Source organism: Malaciobacter pacificus, from assembly GCF_004214795.1.
In the GTDB taxonomy this organism is placed as follows: domain Bacteria; phylum Campylobacterota; class Campylobacteria; order Campylobacterales; family Arcobacteraceae; genus Malaciobacter_A; species Malaciobacter_A pacificus.
Map to the genome: position 1 here is coordinate 855,302 of NZ_CP035928.1, position 20,178 is coordinate 875,479.

General features: G+C 27.4%; 18 protein-coding genes. 14 read left to right on the forward strand and 4 right to left on the reverse strand.

Annotated elements, in window-relative coordinates:
• Positions 1-27 precede the first annotated feature (27 nt).
• Positions 28-615, forward strand: coding sequence for an urease accessory protein UreG (gene ureG / locus APAC_RS04410; protein WP_130232967.1), 588 nt, complete (start codon positions 28-30; stop codon positions 613-615).
• A 115-nt stretch (positions 616-730) separates the two neighbouring features.
• Entirely contained in the window at positions 731-3,364 is a 2,634-nt protein-coding gene (locus APAC_RS04415) for a transporter substrate-binding domain-containing protein (protein WP_130232968.1), read from the forward strand.
• Positions 3,365-3,370: 6 nt separating this feature from the next.
• On the opposite strand, the gene APAC_RS04420 is transcribed toward APAC_RS04415, so the two are convergent.
• A complete protein-coding gene (locus APAC_RS04420) occupies positions 3,371-4,036 on the reverse strand; it encodes a class I SAM-dependent methyltransferase (RefSeq protein WP_130232969.1) in 666 nt (221 codons plus the stop codon).
• A 110-nt stretch (positions 4,037-4,146) separates the two neighbouring features.
• Here APAC_RS04420 and APAC_RS04425 point away from each other — a divergent pair, with 110 nt between their 5' ends.
• On the forward strand, positions 4,147-5,052 hold the full coding sequence (locus tag APAC_RS04425) for a glycosyltransferase family 9 protein (RefSeq protein WP_130232970.1): 906 nt from the start codon (positions 4,147-4,149) through the stop codon (positions 5,050-5,052).
• Between the two features lie 17 nt (positions 5,053-5,069).
• Here the strand turns inward: APAC_RS04425 and APAC_RS04430 are convergent, their stop codons facing one another.
• On the reverse strand, positions 5,070-5,858 hold the full coding sequence (locus tag APAC_RS04430; RefSeq protein ID WP_130232971.1) for an exodeoxyribonuclease III: 789 nt from the start codon (positions 5,856-5,858) through the stop codon (positions 5,070-5,072).
• A complete protein-coding gene (locus APAC_RS04435; RefSeq protein ID WP_130232972.1) occupies positions 5,858-6,097 on the reverse strand; it encodes a hypothetical protein in 240 nt (79 codons plus the stop codon). The genes APAC_RS04430 and APAC_RS04435 overlap by 1 nt, the downstream gene beginning before the upstream one ends.
• Positions 6,098-6,191: 94 nt before the next feature.
• Here APAC_RS04435 and APAC_RS04440 point away from each other — a divergent pair, with 94 nt between their 5' ends.
• The 8 genes from APAC_RS04440 to APAC_RS04475 all read left to right on the forward strand — a co-directional run bounded on the left by APAC_RS04440 (position 6,192) and on the right by APAC_RS04475 (position 15,712).
• On the forward strand, positions 6,192-6,905 hold the full coding sequence (locus APAC_RS04440) for a sulfite exporter TauE/SafE family protein (RefSeq protein WP_130232973.1): 714 nt from the start codon (positions 6,192-6,194) through the stop codon (positions 6,903-6,905).
• Positions 6,902-8,110, forward strand: a complete 1,209-nt coding sequence (locus APAC_RS04445) for an MFS transporter (RefSeq protein WP_196781795.1) — start codon at positions 6,902-6,904, stop codon at positions 8,108-8,110. Before APAC_RS04440 ends, APAC_RS04445 begins: the two co-directional genes overlap by 4 nt.
• The gene (locus APAC_RS04450; RefSeq protein WP_130232974.1) at positions 8,085-8,531 is read left to right on the forward strand and encodes a GNAT family N-acetyltransferase; all 447 of its coding nucleotides are present in this window, start codon (positions 8,085-8,087) and stop codon (positions 8,529-8,531) included. The genes APAC_RS04445 and APAC_RS04450 overlap by 26 nt, the downstream gene beginning before the upstream one ends.
• A gap of 84 nt (positions 8,532-8,615) precedes the next feature.
• Complete coding sequence (locus tag APAC_RS04455) at positions 8,616-11,225, forward strand: PAS domain-containing sensor histidine kinase (protein ID WP_130232975.1); 2,610 nt, start codon at positions 8,616-8,618, stop codon at positions 11,223-11,225.
• A gap of 17 nt (positions 11,226-11,242) precedes the next feature.
• The gene (locus APAC_RS04460) at positions 11,243-11,947 is read left to right on the forward strand and encodes a response regulator transcription factor (protein ID WP_130232976.1); all 705 of its coding nucleotides are present in this window, start codon (positions 11,243-11,245) and stop codon (positions 11,945-11,947) included.
• Positions 11,948-12,064: 117 nt separating this feature from the next.
• Positions 12,065-13,081 carry a TAXI family TRAP transporter solute-binding subunit gene (locus APAC_RS04465; protein ID WP_130232977.1) on the forward strand — a complete coding sequence of 339 codons (1,017 nt, stop codon included), beginning with the start codon at positions 12,065-12,067 and terminating at the stop codon, positions 13,079-13,081.
• Positions 13,082-13,182: 101 nt separating this feature from the next.
• Positions 13,183-15,132 carry a TRAP transporter permease gene (locus tag APAC_RS04470; protein ID WP_130232978.1) on the forward strand — a complete coding sequence of 650 codons (1,950 nt, stop codon included), beginning with the start codon at positions 13,183-13,185 and terminating at the stop codon, positions 15,130-15,132.
• The gene (locus APAC_RS04475) at positions 15,116-15,712 is read left to right on the forward strand and encodes a lactate utilization protein (RefSeq protein ID WP_130232979.1); all 597 of its coding nucleotides are present in this window, start codon (positions 15,116-15,118) and stop codon (positions 15,710-15,712) included. Before APAC_RS04470 ends, APAC_RS04475 begins: the two co-directional genes overlap by 17 nt.
• Before the next feature lies 1 nt (position 15,713).
• Here the strand turns inward: APAC_RS04475 and APAC_RS04480 are convergent, their stop codons facing one another.
• On the reverse strand, positions 15,714-16,625 hold the full coding sequence (locus APAC_RS04480) for an AEC family transporter (RefSeq protein ID WP_130232980.1): 912 nt from the start codon (positions 16,623-16,625) through the stop codon (positions 15,714-15,716).
• A 90-nt stretch (positions 16,626-16,715) separates the two neighbouring features.
• Between APAC_RS04480 and APAC_RS04485 the strand changes: the two genes are divergently transcribed.
• Genes APAC_RS04485 through APAC_RS04495 form a run of 3 tightly spaced genes read left to right on the forward strand, consistent with a single transcriptional unit; the run spans position 16,716 to position 19,995 of the window.
• Positions 16,716-18,164 (forward strand): alanine/glycine:cation symporter family protein, encoded by a 1,449-nt coding sequence (locus APAC_RS04485; RefSeq protein ID WP_130232981.1) that lies wholly within the window; start codon positions 16,716-16,718, stop codon positions 18,162-18,164.
• Between the two features lie 34 nt (positions 18,165-18,198).
• Entirely contained in the window at positions 18,199-19,308 is a 1,110-nt protein-coding gene (locus APAC_RS04490) for a sensor histidine kinase (protein ID WP_130232982.1), read from the forward strand.
• Positions 19,309-19,311: 3 nt separating this feature from the next.
• Positions 19,312-19,995 carry a response regulator transcription factor gene (locus tag APAC_RS04495; RefSeq protein ID WP_130232983.1) on the forward strand — a complete coding sequence of 228 codons (684 nt, stop codon included), beginning with the start codon at positions 19,312-19,314 and terminating at the stop codon, positions 19,993-19,995.
• Positions 19,996-20,178: the final 183 nt, after the last annotated feature.

Genomic DNA, 20,178 nt, shown 5'->3' on the forward strand with positions numbered 1-20,178 from the left:
ATAAAGAAAAGAAGGAAAATATAAAATATGGCATTAAAAATAGGAATCGCAGGACCAGTTGGAAGTGGAAAAACTTCACTTATTGAAAGTCTTACAAATTTACTTAAAGATAAATACTCTTTAGGAATAGTTACAAATGATATTTATACAACTGAAGATGCAAATTATCTTAAAAAAACACTTGACTTAGATGAAGATAGAATCATAGGTGTTGAAACTGGTGGTTGTCCCCACACTGCTATTAGGGATGATATTTCTATGAATCAAAAAGCAGTAGTGGAACTTGAAGAAAAATTTAATCCTGATATTGTATTTGTAGAAAGTGGTGGAGATAATCTTAGTGCAACTTTTTCTTATGAATTAATTGATTATTATGTATATGTGATTGATGTGGCACAAGGTGCTGATATTCCTAGAAAAAAAGGAGCTGGTTTATTGTTTTCTGATTTACTTATTGTAAATAAAACTGACTTAGCACCTTATGTTGATATTGATTTAACTGATATGGAAAATGATGTTAAAGTTAGTAGAAAAAGCAAGCCTTATGTGTTTATTTCTAAAAAACAGAGCGATAGTTTAAATGGTGTAGTAAATTGGATTGAGGCTTTATTATGATATTCTGAATTTATTACATATAAAGATTATTTTAAGTCTATTTTTATCTCTTATTAAAACATATATAAGTATTTTAAATATATTATATAATTTCAAAAAATGATAAAGATAAAGAATGATAAAAATTTTAGTTGCCTTATTATTACCTATAATTCTATTTTCTAAGACTATTTTTTCAGAAGATGAAATAGAGTATATTAAAAATAAAAAAATTATTTTAGTTTCTAATGAGTATTTTTATGAGCCATATGATTATAATATTGATGGAGTAGCAAAGGGATATTCAATAGATTTATTAGAAATGCTTTTGGAAGATAGTGGTTTAAAAATAAAATATATAACAAAAGATTGGAATGAACTACTAAATGATTTAGAAAATAATAATATTGATTTGATGCACACAATGTATAAAACTGCAAATCGTGAAATAAAATTTAATTTTTCAACACCATATTCAAGATCAGTAAATGTATATGTTATTAGAAAAGATGGACCTAATATTTCAAATATAAAAGATTTGTATGGAAAAAAAGTAGGTGTAATAAAAGGCTGGAGTGAAGAGAATTTCTTTAATCAATATTCTGAAGTTTCAAAAATTTACTATAAAAGTTTTCAAGATAAATTAGAAGCTCTAAGTACAGGAGAAATAGATGCTATAATAAGTAGTGAAGATGTTGCAAATTATTATATAAAAAAATATGGTTTCTTCTCTCTTAAGGTATCTACAATAGTTAAGGAAAATTTTGCTAGAAAGTTAAATTCTTTACATTTTGCAACAAACATTAATAATCCTACTTTAATTTCAATAATAAATAAAGCCTATAATAATCTTTCTGTCCAAAAACTTGAACAATTAAATAAGAAATGGTTTGGTGATTTTACTAATTCAAGAATAACACTTAATAATGAAGAAAAAAAATATTTAAGAAATAAAAAAAACATTAATATGTGTATTGATCCAAATTGGGAACCTTTAGAATTTTTTGATTCAAAAGGTAATTATAAAGGTATAAGTGCTGATTATTTTAAATTGTATTCAAATGTTCTTGGAATTGATTTTAATGTAATTAAAACGGAAAACTGGAGCCAAACATTAAAGTATGCTCAAAATAGAAAGTGTGATATTATATCTCTTGCAATGAAGACACCAAAAAGAGAAGAGTATTTGAAATTTACATCTACTTATTTAAAATTACCCCTAGTTGTTGCTACAAAATTAGATATTCCTTTTATTGAAGATATAAAAGACTTATATAATAAACCAATTGGAATAATCAAAAACAACGCTATTTCAGAAATAATTAAAACAAAACATCCTGAGATTAATATTGTTGAAGTGAAAAATATCGAAGAGGGAATGAAGTTAGTTTCTAAAGGTGAGATATTTGGTTATGTAGATACTCTAACTACAATTAGTTCTTTTTTTCAAACAAGACAGAGAGATCAAGTTAAAATAGCGGGTAAATTAAATCTTAATTGGGAATTAGGAATTGCTGTAAGAAATGATGATTTAATTCTATTTGATATTTTAGAAAAAGCAATTAAGACTATTAGTGAAGAGGATAAACGAAAAATATTAAATAAATGGATATCTATAAAATTTGAACAAGTTGTTGATTACACAATTATGTGGCAAATTTTAGTTTTTGTTTTATTTATATTTGCTCTATTCATTTATAAACAATATCTTCTTAAAAAGTCAATAAATGAGTTTTCAAAACTAATAGATTCTACTTTAGAGGCTATAATTATTTTTAAAAATGATAAGTGTATTAATGCAAATAAAAGAGCTGTTAAAATTTTTAAATACAAATCAAAAGAATTAATAAAAGGAAAAAGTCCTTATGATTTTATTAGTGAAGATTCAGAAGAGTATTTTAAGACAAAAATTAATGATAATTATAAATATCCTTTTGAAGTATTTGCTAAAAAAAATGAAGATAAAACCTTTTATGCTTTAGTAAGTTTTTATAAAATCAAAGATAAAAATATTTCAGTTTTAAGTGTGGTTGATATCACTGACATTAAAGAGTTAGAAAATAAAACTAAACAAGCTCAAATGGGAGAGATGATTGAAAATATAGCTCATCAATGGAGACAACCTTTAAGTACGATCTCTACTTTGGCATCAAGTGTTAATGTAAGTCATAAAGTTGGAATAGAACAAGATATGAATATTGTAAGTGATAATATGGAAAAAATTGTAAATACAACTCAATATTTATCTGATACTATTGATACTTTTAGAAACTTCTTAAAAGAGAAAAAAGAGTTTAAAAAAGTTGTTTTACAAGAGAGAATAAATACAGCAATTGAGATTGTATCTGGTTCATTATCCCACAATGGAATTGAATTAAAAAATAATATAGATAAAAATCCTATTGAGTTATATTTATATTTAGGTGAATTAGGGCAGGTTTTAATTAATATTTTAAATAATGCTATTGATGCATTAAAAGAACGTGATATAGAAAATCCTTGGATTGAAATTAGTATGAAGAAGTATGATGAAAAAGTTATATTAACTATAGAAGATAATGCTGGTGGAATAGATAATAATTTACTTAATAAAATTTTTGACCCATATTTTACAACAAAGCACTCTTCTCAAGGTACAGGACTTGGTTTATATATGAGCTATAAAATAATTGTAGAGAGTTTACATGGAAAATTAAATGTAATTAATACAAATAAGGGTGCAAAATTTATTATTGAGATACCTATTGTTACTGAAAATAGTATAAGTTAAAGCAGTCTATTTTTTATAGACTGCAAAAAAATGAGGTACTGAAGGTTCTTGATTATCATCATAAGCTAAAAAACTTAACTCTTTTAGATTATTTATAGTTTTAAAATTATCTATCTCTTTTTTTGTTAAAGGTAAAGGAATAGCATCCTGTTTTTCACCTTCATTTCTACTTCTACAAGATACTAATATATATCCATCTTTGCAAATTAAAGAACTCATAGCATCTCTTGCTTTATGTCTATAAACTCCAGGTAAAACTTGGATAGTATTACATTCATAAACTACATCAAACTTTTCAAACCACTCTTTTGGATAATCAAATAAATCAGCAACTATATAATCAACTTTTGTATTTGGATATCTATTTATACAAAGTTCAATGGCACTTGGTGATATATCAAAAGCAGTTACATCAAATCCGAATTCACTTAAAGCTTGGGCATCATCTCCAACTCCACAACCTATAACACAAGCTTTTTTATTTTTTTTATTTAAGGGATTTTTCTCTAGCCATTCTACCAAATAAGGGCTAGGTTCTAAATCAGCCCAAAATACTTTTTTATAATCACCATTTGCATTTTTATAAATAGAATCAAACCATCCTGTTGGGTCATCTTTTTCTTGAAAAGATTTAACCATTTTTACATATTCATCAAAGTTAAAATCTTCCATATTTATCCTTGAGTTTTTGCAATACTAACAATTGTAATCTTAAAAACTAAACTAAAACAAAGAATCTTTGTGTATATTTAGTTATATTAAATTTTTACTGGGAATATGTGATGAAATTATTAGTTGAATTACCTGACTTGATTGAAGATACTATAATGGTTACTCCAGCCATAGAAAACCTAATAAAGCACCATAGAGGTGCACAGATTACTCTTGTTGGTTCTGCTGTATCTGCAAAATTATTTGAAAAGGATGTAAGAATTTCAAAAGTTGTAGTGGAAGATACATCTAAGTCTATTTTCTCTTTATTGTCACTTTTTAGGACAGCTAGGGGTTTAGGGGAACAAGATTTAGTAATCTCTTTTAAAAATAGCTTTTTTACTAAGTTTTTTATGTTTTTTGTACAATGTGAAAATAAAGTAATTTATGAAGATATTCACAAAGATTGCCATAATGTAGAAAAATATAATGAGTTTATGAATAAAACTTTAGATACTGATTATACTGCTGGTGATTTGATGCTAAGAGTAAAACCACAATGGTTTAAAAAACCAACATTTGGAATTCATCCAGGCTCAACATATGCAAATGTAAAAAGATGGCCTTCCCAAGAGTTTTCAAAAGTAGCTTTAGCATTAGCTCATAAATATGATATTGTTTTACTTGGTGGTAAAAATGAGATTGATATTTGTGAAGATATTGAAAATCAATTAAAAGAAAATGGTATAGAAAATTGTACTAATCTTGCAGGTAAAACTTCAGTAATAGATTTAGCAGAAAAAATTGCAGCTTTAGATTTGTTTTTAACAATCGATAGTGGACCTATGCAAATAGCAGGAATATATAGAGTAAATACGTTAATTATACCAACTTCATATGAAAAAATAGAGCAAAGAAATCAGTGGAAAAATCCCCTTGAAACAATAGTATATAAATATATCGATCCATATAGTGATGAAGAACATAAAGATTTTACACCAAGTGCACAGGATGTGTTAGATTTATTAAAAGTTTAGTTATAAGAGAAGAACTCTTATAACTCCATCTCAAGCCCAATAGGGCAGTGGTCGCTTCCCATAATTTCATCTAAAATATAAGCATCTTTTACATACTCTTTTAAATCTTCACTAATATAAAAATAATCAATTCTCCAGCCAACATTATTTGCTCTTGCATTTGCTCTGTATGACCACCAAGAATATTTATCTTTGATATCACCATTTACTAATCTAAATGTATCAATATAACCATGGTTTAAAAATTTTGTTATCCAATCCCTCTCCATTGGTAAAAATCCACTTGTTTTTTCATTTGCTTTTGGTCGAGCGATATCTATTTCAGTGTGTGCTGTATTAACGTCACCACATACGATGATAGATTTTCCCTCACTCTTTAGATTTTCACAGTGGTCTAAAAATCTATCATAGAATTCCATTTTATAAGTTAGTCTTTCTTCTTTTGATTGACCATTTGGAAAATATACATTGAAAAATGCAATATCTTTATTTCCAAGTGTAAAGTGAACTTCGTTGATTCTTCCTTCTTCTAGAATATCAACACTTGGACAAGTACATTCAAATGTAGTTTCAATGTCTGTAAAAAGTGCCGTTCCACTTCTACCTTTGATTTTTGATTCACTTGCAAATAGTGTTTTGTAGTTTTTCTCAAAAATTGAATCAGGGATTTGTGTTTTCATTGATTTTGTTTCTTGAATTCCAAGTAAATCAATATTTGCTTCATCAACCCATTTTAAAGCTTCTTTTTTATCAACTGCTCTAATTCCGTTTACGTTCCATGAAATAAATTTATATGTTTGTGCCATTATTTAGTCTCTTCCTTTTTTTCTTCTTTTTTGATAAGTGGAGTTGGTGCAATAGGGGCAAGTGGTTTTGAAATATTTCCAAGTGATTTTAACTCACCACTTCCTAAACTAGAACCACCTTTTAGTTTTTCACCTTTCCCTCCATGCATATCAATTTGTCCACCGTTTTGACCAGTGAATGCATAGTTTGCAAATAAAAAATTTGTTAAAAATATAGTAATTATGAGTAATTTTTTCATTGTTTTTCCTTTATTTGAAAAGTCGATTATAACCCAGTTTTGATAATAAAGCCTTAATAGGGTATTTTTAGCTTAATAATTATAGGATTTGTATATGTTAGAAGTTATTTTAGGATTTATTACTTTTTTTACATCAACTATTACTGCGATTGTAGGACTTGGTGGAGGTATGATGTTAATAGCGATTATGCCATCATTCTTGCCAATAAACGCAGTAATACCAATACATGGGTTAACACAATTATCAAGCAATATTAGTAGAGCATTTTTTGGATATAAAGATATTCAATATGAAGTAGTTCCAAAGTTTTTGATTGGTTCACTTTTGGGAGTTGGTTTATTTGCCTCAATTGTTAGTTTAATATCTTTAGAATATGTTCCACTATTTATGGGAGCATATATTTTACTATCACTTTGGTCTTCTAAATTTAATGATAAAATCAAAAAATTTGAAAACTACTATTTAATTGGATTTTTTCAAAGTGGTTTATCAATAGTAGTAGGGGCAACTGGACCTCTTGCTATGACTCTGTTACTAAAAGACTACAAAGATAAAAACAAAGTCGTAGTAACAGCAGCTGCTATTATGTGTATCACTCATATTTTAAAACTAATTGTATTTATGTACTTTGGTTTTGTATTTTTTGATTATATTGGAGTGATAATTGCAATGGTTGTTGGAGCAATTGCGGGAAGTTGGATTGGGACGAAACTTCGAGATAAAGTAGATGGAAAGAAATTTACAATGATTTTAAAAGTTATATTAACACTTTTAGCTCTTAAAATTATCATAGGAACAATTATTTGAAAAAAACATTTTTAACAAGAATTACCACTTCAAAGGAAGCCTTACTATATGTTATGACTATATCTATGGTTGTGTCATTTAGTGCTTGGATGAGTTTATTAAATAACTTTACAGTTGAAGTAGCTTCTTTTGATGGTAGCCAAATTGGTATTTTACAAAGTCTTAGGGAAATACCAGGACTTTTAGCTTTTACAGTGATACTAGTACTTGCTATTATTGCTCAGCAAAGATTAGTTTATCTATCAATCATGATGTTAGGACTTGGTACTGCACTTACTGGATTTTTCCCAACACCAATTGGTCTATATATCACAACAGTTATTATGTCTATTGGATTTCACTATTTAGAGACTTTAAATCAGTCACTTTCTCTTCAATGGCTTGATAAAAGTAGATCACCAATAGTTTTAGGGAAACTATTTGCAGTGAAATCATTTGCTGGGCTTTTAGTATTTATTTTGATTTATATTTTGATGAACTATTTAGCTGTTGAGTATAAATATGTTTATTTGATATTTGGTGGATTTTCTTTTATTTTAGGTTTGGCTGCTTGGTTTTTATTTACTCACTTTAAAGAAGCAGTCATTCAAGAGAGAAAATTAAGAGTTAAAAAAGAGTATTGGCTATTTTATTTACTAACATTTTTAGCAGGGGCTAGAAGGCAGATATTTGTTGTATTTGCTGGATTCTTACTTGTAGAGAAGTTTGGTGTTGATATTCACAATATGATAATTTTACTTTTTGTAAACTCAATTTTAAATATGTACATAGCACCAAAAATTGGTAAGTTTATTGTTAGATTTGGTGAGAGATTGACTCTAAGACTTGAGTATTTAGGTCTTATGATAGTTTTTGTCTCTTATGCCTTTGTTGATAGTGTTTCTGTGGCATTTGCTTTATATTTAATTGACCACTTGCTATTTGCTATGGCAATTACACTTAAAACATATTTCCAAAAAATTGCAGACCCAAAAGATATTTCAAGTGCAAGTGCAGTAAGTTTTACTATAAATCATATCGCAGCAGTATTTTTACCTGCAGTTTTAGGCCTAGTTTGGCTTTATTCTAACTCTTTAGTATTTATTATTGGAGCGGTTATTGCATTTGTTTCTTTTGCCTTATCAAATCTTGTTCCAAAAGAGCCAGAAATGGGATATGAAACTACATTAGTGAGAAAAGATGACCTTCAAAGTAGCAACGCTTAAAGATATACCAAACTTATGTAAACTCTTAACTGAACTTTTTAGTTTAGAAAAAGAGTTTACACCAAATGAAGAACTTCAAAATAATGCTTTAAAAACTATAATAGAAGATGAAAAAATAGGCCATATTTTAGTTTGCCAAATAGATGGCAAAATTGTTGCTATGGTAAATATCTTATACTCTATTTCAACTGCACTTGGAACTAGGGTTGCTATTTTAGAAGATATGATAGTTTCAAATGAATTTAGAAATCAAAACATTGGCTCAAAGCTTTTAGAGTTTGCAAAGAATTTTGCAAAAGAACAAGGATGTAAAAGAATCACTTTACTAACTGACAGTGATAATTTTAAAGCCCGTAAGTTTTATGAAAAGAATGATTTTAAAAAATCTTCAATGATACCCTTTAGAACTTTTTTAAGCTAGATTTATTTAAGTTGATATTTTGTACAAATATGTTTTACTTATGAAACAATTTTGAAACTTTAAATTGATTCTTTAGGAATATAAATGCAAAATAAAAATGAGAAGAGATATACACTAGAATATATTCAAAAACTTTTTTCTCAAATTCCTGCTATATTCATACTTCTTTTATCAACACTTTTGATTGTAATTACATTTTTTATTTTAGAAACTAAAGAAAATAGAGAGATAGATTTATTAAAACAAAAAACATTTTTAAATGAAAAGTTTGAGAAAAAGCAATATCTAGAAAAGTTTAGACTACAAGTAGATAAGCAATTAAAAAAGAGTTTTTTAGATGAAGAGATACTACTTAAAAAAGTTTCATATAAAGCATCAGGATATTTAGAATCAAACTCTTTAAGTAAGTTTGAGATTTTAAGTGATTATTTTAAGTCTTTAGAGATGGAGAATGATGTAAAAATAGTGGTTTTTACCAAAGATAATCTAAATATTTTATATGGAAAAAAATCAATTAAATATTTAGAAAAACTAATATTTAATTCAAATGATGATATTCATGAAGATATAACTCTTCAGTATATTTCATCTCAAGGTAAAAATAATACACAATATTGGAAAAATGATGATAAAAAAACAGTAAGATTAAGTTTTTTTGATAGTGTAAATATATTAGGATATGAATATTATATAGGTTCTTTTTCTACTATTAATTCAATTAGAAAAATCACAAAAGATTCTATTGTAGATACTATTTCAAAAAATGATTATAAAATTTGGTTTTATGATATTCTATCTCAAGAGACTTTTAACTTTTACAATCAAAAGAAATTTATTAAATCAAATGTACTTTTAGAAAATAGAAAGCATACTCAATCTTTTGAGATTTTAGAACACTATTTTAAAGACTTAGAATATAACCAATATTTTGATGACAATAGCTTTTTCTATCACAAATTTAATTTTTTGATAGTGAATTTTTATGATGAAAAAAGTATTGAAAATTCTATTAGTGGCTCTATTACTTCTATAAAAAAAGAGTATAGAAATTGGTTCTTTCAAATACTTGGAATTATAATTGTAGTAACAAGTATTTTGATTCTATTTACATTTTTATTTTCAAACTTTGTTGGAAAAATATTTAATAAATACAATAGTGAATTAGAGAATAAAACTATATCTTTAGAGCATTGGAAAAAGAGATTTGAATTAGCAATTATTGCTTCAAATGATGGTTTATGGGATATTGATTTTAAAACCAAAATGATATATTTCTCAGATAAATGGTTAGATATGTTTGGATATGAAAAAGATGAAGTAAAAACATTTTCGGATTGGTTTAATTTGATTCATAATGATGATAAAGCAAATGTAGAAAATCTATTTTCAAAAATCTTTGCAAAAGCTGATGATACATTTATTTGTGAATATAGATTAAAAACTAAAAATGATGGTTTCAAATGGGTTCTTGCAAGAGGTAAATCTTTTATAGGTGAAGATGGTGAACTAGATAGAATGCTTATGATGTCTATGGATATAGATAAAAATAAAAGATTAAAAAAAGAGTTACTTGATGTTGAATTACTAGTTGAAGATGGGAAAATTGTAATCTTTAAATTAGTTAATGATGAAGAGTTAAGTGTTAAATATATTTCAAATAGTATTAAAAACTTTGGTTTTACAAAAAGAGAATTTGAATCCCATGAAAGAAACTTTATGGAATTAATTCATAAAGAGGATAGAGATAAGTTTCAAGTTGCTATTAATGCAGCACTTAAAAATGATTTACAAAACTTTACAGTGGAGTGTAGAGTTAAAAATGCTGAAAATAAAACTAGATGGATTTCTACTAGAGCAATTTTGATTAAAAATCACTCAAGACAAGTTAGTCACTTTTATGGATATATTAGTGATATTACAAAAATAAAACTTAGTGAAGAAGAGTTAAAAGTAAAAGTTCAAGAAGAGCTTGATAAAAATAGACAAAAAGATAGAATCTTAATCCAACAAAACAAATTAGCATCTATGGGTGAGATGTTAGGAAATATCGCACATCAATGGAGACAACCTTTAAATAATGTATCTTTAATTCTTCATTTTCTAAGAGATAATTATAAAAATGATGCAGTAAATGAAGCTCAAATTAATAAGTTTATGAATAGGGCTTTTAAACATATAGATTACATGAGTGATACGATTGATGATTTTAGAAACTTTTATAAACCATCAAAATCTAAAAATGAGTTTTCTATTAAAGAATTGATTGATTCATTGTTACAGATGATAAAAACACAATTTGATGAAGATGGAATCAAAATAAATATAGAGTATGAAGATATCAAGATATTAAACTATGAAAATGAATTAAAACAAGCATTACTAAATATTTTAAATAATGCAAAAGATGCACTTCTTAGTAAAAAAACAGAAGAGAATTTTGAAGCACTTATTAATATAAAAACATCACAAAATGATGATAAATTAAAAATAGAAATATCAAATAATGGTGGAAATATAGATGAAGAAATTATTGATAGAATATTTGAACCATATTTCACAACTAAGTTTGAAGACCAAGGCACAGGAATAGGTTTATATATGACAAAGTCAATTGTAGAAGCAAATATGAAAGGAAAAATAGAAGTAGAAAATATTTCAAGTGGTGTAAAGTTTACTATCACTTTAGATATTTAAGTCTATAAGGATAAAAAATGAGTGAGATAATTACAAGAGTTTTATTAGTAGAAGATGAAGAAGATGCAAGAGAAATACTAAGTTTTTATTTAGATACTATTTTTGATGAGGTTGAAATTGCTTGTGATGGACAACAAGGATTAGAACTTTATAAAAAGTATAACGATGAAGAAAGAACATTCGATTTAGTTTTAACAGATATTAAAATGCCAAATAAAGATGGACTAAGTATGATTGATGATATTACTACAATCAATGAAAATCAAAAGTTTATAATAGTATCTGCATATAAAGATGAAGAGTATTTATTTAGATCAATTGGATTAAATGTAATTTCATATTTTGTAAAGCCATTAGAAGTAAAAAATATTATGGAATTGCTTAAAAAAGTTAAATCTAAAGTTTTAGAAGATAAATCAAAGATAGAAATTCAAGATGAAGTGGTAGAATTGAATGATATTTATACTTTTAATACAAAAACAAATCTACTTTACAAAGGAAGTGATTTAGTTGATTTATCAAAAAAAGAGACACTACTAGTTCAAGCTTTAGTAACTAATAAAAAAGAGATAAAAACAAAAGAATTTTTAAAAGAATTTATTTGGAATGATACAAAAACTTCAGATGCAACACTAAGAACTGTAATAAAAAGAGTAAAGGATAAAATAGTAGATAATGACTTTATTGTTTCAAAAAAAGGTTTGGGATATATAATTGAATAGTTTTAAAGCCCTTAAAATAGAGGCTTATAAATAAATTTATAAATTTGAAACAATTTTGAAACAATTTTGTTTCAAAATGTGTTATACTTCTTTATACAATTTTAAAGGAGAGATAACATGTCAAAATTGTCATTTTTAAAAAAACTTTTTGTTGGTTCAGTTATTACTGCATCAATGCTTACAGGTGCTAATGCAGCAACAGAGTCTAAATATGTAATTGCAACAGCAAGTACAGGTGGGACTTTCTATCCAGTTGGTGTTGGTATTGCTACAATTGCTTCACTAAAATTAGCAAAACAACACAAAACAACTTTCTCAGCTATCACATCTGCGGGTTCTGCTGAAAATGTAGATATGCTAGAAAAAGGTGAAGTAAACTTCGCGATTATTCAAGGTTTATTTGGTTCAATGGCTTGGCAAGGAAAAGCTAAATATGACGGTGATGCTAAGAAAAATCTTAGATCAATTTCTATGCTATGGCAAAATGTTGAACAATTTACTATTAGAAAAGATTTTGTAAAAACTGGTAATGCTATGGATTTAAAAAATCTATATGGAGAGAGTTTCTCAATAGGTGGTAGAAGTTCTGGTTCTAGAGTTTCTTCTGAAATCATTATGGAATCTTTAGGAATTGATTATAATAAAATGAATATCCAATACTTAGGATATACTCCAAGTTCAACTGCACTTCAAGATGGAAAAATTGATGGTATGAATACTCCATCAGGACCACCAACATCAGCAGTTACAAATGCATTTGCTTCAATTGGAAATGATAAAATCAAAGTATTAGATTTCACAAGTGAACAATTAGCAAAAATTACGGAAAACTATCCAGTATGGACACCATTTAATATTAAAGCTGGTACATACCCAGGTCAAGATAAAGATATTAATACTATTGCTCAACCAAACTTATTAGTTGTTACAAAAGATACTCCTGAAGAAACAGTTTATCTTTTAACTAAAACTATTTATGAAAACTTACCATTCTTAAATACAGTACATAAAGCTACAAAAGCTATGTCTTTAGATAAAGCAATTAGTGGTTTACCAATGCCTCTTCACCCAGGTGCTGCAAGATTCTACAAAGAACAAGGTATCAATATTCCTGCAAACTTAATTGCAAAATAATTGATTTTTAGTCAAGAGAACCCACTTCTCTTGGCATATATTATATATAAGTAATTGTCTATTATTTATCTATTATATATAACGCTATTTAGGAAGAAGTAATGATAAAAATAAAATATTTTAAAGAGATAACATTTGTTTATGCCATATTTATTTCACTATTTCATTTTGGAATAAATATTTGGGGAGGGTTGAGTGATTTATGGTTTAATAGTGCTCATTTTGCACTATTAGCATCACTTGGATTTTTAACTTACGAAGCTTCAAAAGGAGAAGATGAAGTTAGTATATTAAATCTATTATTTGCAATACTTTCTCTTGCAACATTTGCTTATATGATGTTTTTTGAAGAATCACTATATGAAGTTGCAAAAGGTCAAATGAGAACTAGTGATTTAATAGTTGCAGGTATGACAATAGTTTTAGCTATAGAAATGGTTAGAAAGACTACTGGATATATTATTCCTGGAATTATCATTTTCTGTATTGCATATTTACTATTTTTAGGTCAACATTTTGAGGGTGTTTTTGCATTTGCTGGTATGAGTGTTGAAAGATTTTTATATAGAATGTTCTATACAAATGAAGGATTATTTGGTCCAATTGCTACAATCTCAGCAACTTATGTATTTATGTTTATTCTTTTTGCAGCCTTTTTATTAAAATCTGGGGCAGGTGATTTTATCGTTGATGTAGCAGATGCCGTTGCTGGAAAATATACTGGAGGAACTGGACATGTTGCAGTAATTTCATCAGCTATGATGGGAACTATTTCTGGAAGTGCCGTTGCAAACACAGTTAGTACAGGCTCTATCACAATCCCTATGATGAAAAAAGCAGGCTTTAAAGGTGAGTTCGCAGCTGCAGTTGAAGCAGCAGCAAGTACTGGGGGTCAAATTATGCCTCCAATTATGGGAGCAGGGGCATTTATCATGGCTCAGATGACTCATATACCTTTTGTGACTATTATTTCAGTTTCTATTTTACCTGCTATTTTATATTTTGCTTCAATCGCATTTTATATCAATATTCATGCAAAAGAGAATAATATTAAAGGTGAGAAAAAGAATGTAAAAGTATTGCCAATATTAAGAGAAGGTTTTCACTTTATAATTCCTCTTTCAACTTTAGTAGGGCTTTTGATTTACGGATTTACGCCAACATATTCTGCAGGTATTGCAATAGTTACTATTGTTTTAGCTTCTTATTTAACAAAAAACAAAAGAATGGGAATAAAAGAGATTTTAGAAGCTTTAGCATTAGGAAGTAAAAATATGATTGTAACTGGAGTTTTACTAGTTGCAGTTGGAATTATTGTTGGTATTATAAATATTTCTGGAATAGGAATTACTTTTTCACAACTAATTATGGAGTGGTCTGGTAACTCTTTACTTTTAGCTATTGTTTTAGTTGCAGTAGCTTCACTTGTATTAGGAATGGGATTACCAGTTACTGCTTCTTATGTAGTATTATCAGTTTTATCAGCACCTGCTCTAGTTGGATTAATGTTAAGTCCTGAAATGGCTGCACTTGTAAATGCTGGTATTCAAATTCCAGAAGTTACTATGTATTTATTATCAGCTCACTTGATAATCTTTTGGCTTTCTCAAGATTCAAATCTTACGCCACCTGTATGTTTAGCAGCATTTGCAGCAGCTGCTATTGCAAAAACTCCACCTATGAAAACTGGTATGGTTTCATGGAAAGTAGGTAAGGGAATGTATATTATTCCATTACTATTTGCATTTACTCCATTAGTAAATGGTTCTTGGTTTGAAAGGTTTGAAATCTTTGGCTTTGCACTATTTGGTATTATGAGTTTTTCTATTGTTATGGAAGGTTTTTGGGATAAAAAAATGTCTATATTAGAAAGAGTTATCTTTGCATTTGCCGCATTTTTTCTATTGACTCCTGATAGTGTATTTAATATTGAGAGTTTCTTTGGTATTATTCAAAATACACATTTATTAGGCTTTGGTATTTTTGCTGTAGCTATAATAATGCATAAAATGTTATCAAAAGAGGAAAGAGCTTATGCAAGAGCTAATTAATACATTAGAAAATTGTGGATATAAAGTTCATTTAGCTAAAGATAAAAATGAAGCTTTTGAAATATCTAAAACATATATAAAAGATGGAATTTCAGTTGGGCTTGGTGGTTCAACTTCAGTTGGTCAAATTGGGCTTTTAGATTATTTAGTTAAAAATGAAAACATCACTTTATATAACCAGTATGAAGCTGGAATAACTATGGATGAAAACATAGAAAGAAGAAGAAAAGGTATGCTAACAGACCTTTATGTTACAGGAACAAATACACTTACAAAAGATGGAAAACTTGTAAATGCTGATGGTAGTGGAAATAGAGTTGCAGCTATGATATTTGGACCTAAAAATGTTTTAGTTATAGTTGGAAAAAATAAAATAGTAGATACTGTTGAAGATGGTTTTAAAAGAATTATGGAAGTTGCTGCTGTTAAAAATATAGATAGAATGAATTCAAAAGCAATAGAAATGGGAAAAGAACCAAGACATAACTTAGATAATATTGCTAATAAATTTTCTTATATTAAAGCTGATGATAAAGATAGAATTATCTTAGTTTTAGTAGATGAAGAGTTAGGTTTTTAGACTATATAAAATAGTTTAAAAACAGTATTATAAACAGTGCAGACACTAAAGTTTGTACTGTAATAATACTTGTCATTAACTCTAAATTTCCTCCAAGTTGCCTTGCAAGTATAAAAGAACTAGGTGCAGTTGGTAAAACTCCAAATAAAACTAACACAGCAATCATTATATCACTTAGTTCAAAATACAATCCAAATATATAAATTAGAAGTGGTAAAACTATAAATTTCCCTATACACGTAATAATTAAATCTTTTTTTGCACTTTTTATTTCTTTTAAAACTAATGCAAAACCAACAGATAAAAGTCCCATAGGAAGGGCAGCTTTACTTAATATTTCAAGAAGATTTTCTATGCTTACATGAAGTGGAATTTCTAAAAAGTTTATTCCTGCGCCAATAGCACAAGCTATAATCAATGGGTTAGTAACTATTGATTTCACTAAGTATTTAAAATCTAATTTATCATTATCACTATAAAGTGCAAAGATAGTTACACAAAGTATATTTATAAAAGGTATAGCAAAGGTTAGAATAATAGCTGATAATATTAGACCTTCATCTCCAAATATTGAACCACTTAAAGCTAAAAATACATAGGTATTAAATCTAATACCTCCTTGAACTATAGAGGTAAATGAACTATTTTTAGTAGGACTAAACTTATTAAATATAATTAAAACAACCATAGTGAAAAATATTGCTAAAAGTGAAGCTAATACAAAATTAATACTATCAGCGTGAAACTGTGCGCTTGAGAGTTTATATATTAAAAGTGAAGGCATAAGTACGAAATATGTTAGCTTATCTGCCATTGGCCAGAACTCATTTGATGGAAAACTTATTCTTTTAAAGAAGTATCCAATTAGTATCAGTGAAAAGACTGGAATAAGTGCTGAAAATATATGTATCATAAAGGTATAATATCCAAAAAATATTGAGCATACACACTTTTAGCACCCTTTGGATTGTTAAACTTTCAATAAATAAAAAAAGGAGACATAATGTTAGCTGAAATTAATTCGTTTTTAAATGACTTGATTTGGGGTAATATATTAATTTATTTATTACCAGTGTTAGGACTATTTTTTACAGTTAGTTCAAGATTTGTACAGTTTAGATATTTCTTTAAGATGTTCAATATTTTAAGGGATACAGTACATGATAAAGAGGGACATATTAGTTCGTTCCAAGCTTTAATGCTAAGTGTTGCTGGACGTGTTGGTGGAGGAAATATAGCTGGAGTTGCAGTAGCTATTACTCTTGGAGGTCCAGGGGCTGTATTTTGGATGTGGGTTATTGGACTTATTGGTATGGCAACAAGTTTCTTTGAGTGTTCATTAGCTCAATTATACAAAGAAAAAGATGGTCAAGATTGTAAGGTTTATAGAGGAGGACCTGCTTATTATGCTACAAAGGCACTAGGTCAAAGATGGTTAGGGGTAATAATCTCTATTTTACTTATGATTACTTTTGGTTTTGCATTTAATGCAACACAATCTTTTATTATTACTACTTCATTTGAATCTTCATTTGAAATTCCTACATATGTAACTGGAGTTTTATTAACATTTATTTTTGCTATTACTGTATTTGGTGGAATTAAAAGAATTACAAAATTATCTGAAGTAATTGTTCCAATTATGGCTGTTAGTTATTTACTTATTGCTCTTGTTGTGATTATTTTAAACTTCGATAAAATTCCTTCTTTAATTACTATGATTGTAACTGAAGCATTTAATCCAAGTACTGCAATAGCTGGTGGAATAGGTGCAGTGTTAATTCAAGGAGCTAAAAGAGGAATGTTCTCAAATGAAGCAGGTCTTGGAAGTGCACCAAATGTAGCAGCTGTTGCTTATGTGGCACACCCTGTTCAACAAGGTATTGTTCAGTCGTTCTCAGTGTTTATTGATACAATTATTCTTTGTTCTTGTACAGCATTTATTATTCTTTTATCAGGAGTTTATGTTCCTGGAAATGAAGGTGTTCAAGGAGTATTACTTACTCAAAATGCATTGATTGAGCATATTGGTCCTTTTGGTGGATATTTTGTAACATTTGCTTTATTACTGTTTGGTTTTTCTTCAATGCTATATAACTACTATCTAGCAGAAAATAGTTTAAACTTTTTCTCAAAAGGTAATGTAACTTTATTTAATGCCTTTAGAGTTTTTTGTGTTGCCTTAATTGTTTGGGGTTCTATGCAAGATTTAGGTTCTATTTTTACATTTGCAGATCTTTCTATGGGATTATTAGCAGTTATTAATATGGTTGTAATTGCACTATTATATAAACCTGTTATTGCACTTATAAAAGGTTATGATAAACAAATTAGTGAGGGTAAAAAGCCAGTTCTTAGATATAATAACTACAATGAATTTAATATTGATAAAGAGACTTGGAAAGAGATTGTTGATAATATTAATGATACAAGAAAAGAAGATAAAAAGTAAGCTCTTGCTTACTTTTTATAGTTGAGGATATAAGATGTTTAACAAAGAGGGAATTCCTTTTTTTATAATTACAATACCATTTTTATGTGTAATATTTATATCTATATTTTCAACATCATATTACTTAAAATTAACACAAGAAGATTTTGAAAAATCAAAAAAAGAGATAATTTTAAACTTTGAAAAAAGAGTTGCTTTAAATATAATTGAACAAAAGAGTATTGAGTTAAAAATACAACAAGAAAAATTTAAAAAATTTATGATAGTTATGACTTCTATCTTAGTAGTATTTTTAGCTCTTTTCTCATATTTAATGATGACAATCATAAAAGATGTGATAAATAAGTATGTCACAAAAGTAAATCAAAAAGAAGCAAAACTTCAATATCTAAATAAGAATCTAGAATCAAAAGTTCAAGCAGGGATACAAGAAGCAAAACAAAAAGATAAAAAAATATTAGAACAAGCAAAACTAGCAAGAATTGGTTCTATGATTAGTATGATTGCTCATCAATGGAGACAACCACTAAGTCAATTAAGTGCAATATTGATGGAACTTCAAACTGCCACAAGATTTAAAAAAGTTGATGAAGAACATATTTATAAAGCAGTTGAAAAAAGTGATGAGATGATTGAGTTTATGTCAAATACTATTGATGATTTTAGAAACTTTTATAAGCCAGATAAGACCAAAGAAGAGTTTTTATTATCAGATTCATGTAAAAAAGCTATAAATATAATTGAAGCTACTTTATATAATTTAAATATAGAACTAAATTTAAATATAGTAAATGATAAGAAAATATATGGATACCCCACAGAATTTTCTCAAGTTATATTAAATATTATCTCAAATGCTAAAGATATTTTAGTTGAAAAAAAGATTTCTAAGCCAAGAATAATTTTGACAATTGATACAAAAGGGGTATTGGGAATTATTGAAATTGAAGATAATGCTGGTGGAATAAGTTGTGAAAATATGGAATTGATTTTTGACCCATATTTTAGTACAAAAGACTCATCAAAAGGAACTGGACTTGGACTTTATGTTTCAAAACTAATAGTTAAGCGAAATATGGGTGGTGAACTTAGTGTTTATAATAGTGAAAAGGGAGCTGTTTTTAAAATAGTTATTGCAGGATAAAAAATGACAACATTTGATTTAGAAGAGTTAAAAGATATTTCGATTTTATGTGTAGAAGATGAAGATGGAATAAGAGATAGTATTGTTAATACTTTGGGATACTATTTTAATAATGTTTATGAAGCTAGTAATGGGAATGAAGGCTATGAAATGTATGAATATTATAAGCCAAAAATTGTTTTATCTGATATTCAAATGAAAGATTGTGATGGTATAGAGTTTGTAAAGAAAATTAGACAAAAAGATGAAAATACAATTATTATAATGTTGACTGCTTATTCAAATGAAGAGTACTTACTTGAACTGATAAATTTAAACATTAATCATTTTATTTTAAAACCATTAAATACAAAGAAACTTGATGAGATTTTCAAAAAGATATTAAGTAAAAATGATGAATGTATAGTTTTATTTGAAAATTTGATACTTGATTTAAAAAAAAGAGAGTTAGTTTATAAAAATAATGAGGTAATACCTTTAAGAAAAAGGGAAAAAGATTTTTTAAAACTTTTATATGACAATAAAGATGGCATACTGTCTTATGAAAAAATAGAGTGTGAAATCTGGATTGATAAAGAGATGACAAGTTATGCACTTAAATCATTAGTCAAAGAGATTAGAAATAAACTGCCTATAAATATAATTAAAAATGTTCCACAAGAGGGCTATACTTTAGTTAAAAACTAAAGTTAGCCAACTTCATAAGAGTGATACTAACTGGTTTTATAGTCTATCATTTAAATAGTAGCTAAAATCTTCACTTGCCATGATTGGTGTTGGTAAATCACTTTTCCAGTTTTCACCTAAAGTTTCTTGAAGTTTTTCTCTCATAATTGAAGCTTGAAGATTATGATTTGTTGAAGGTTTAAA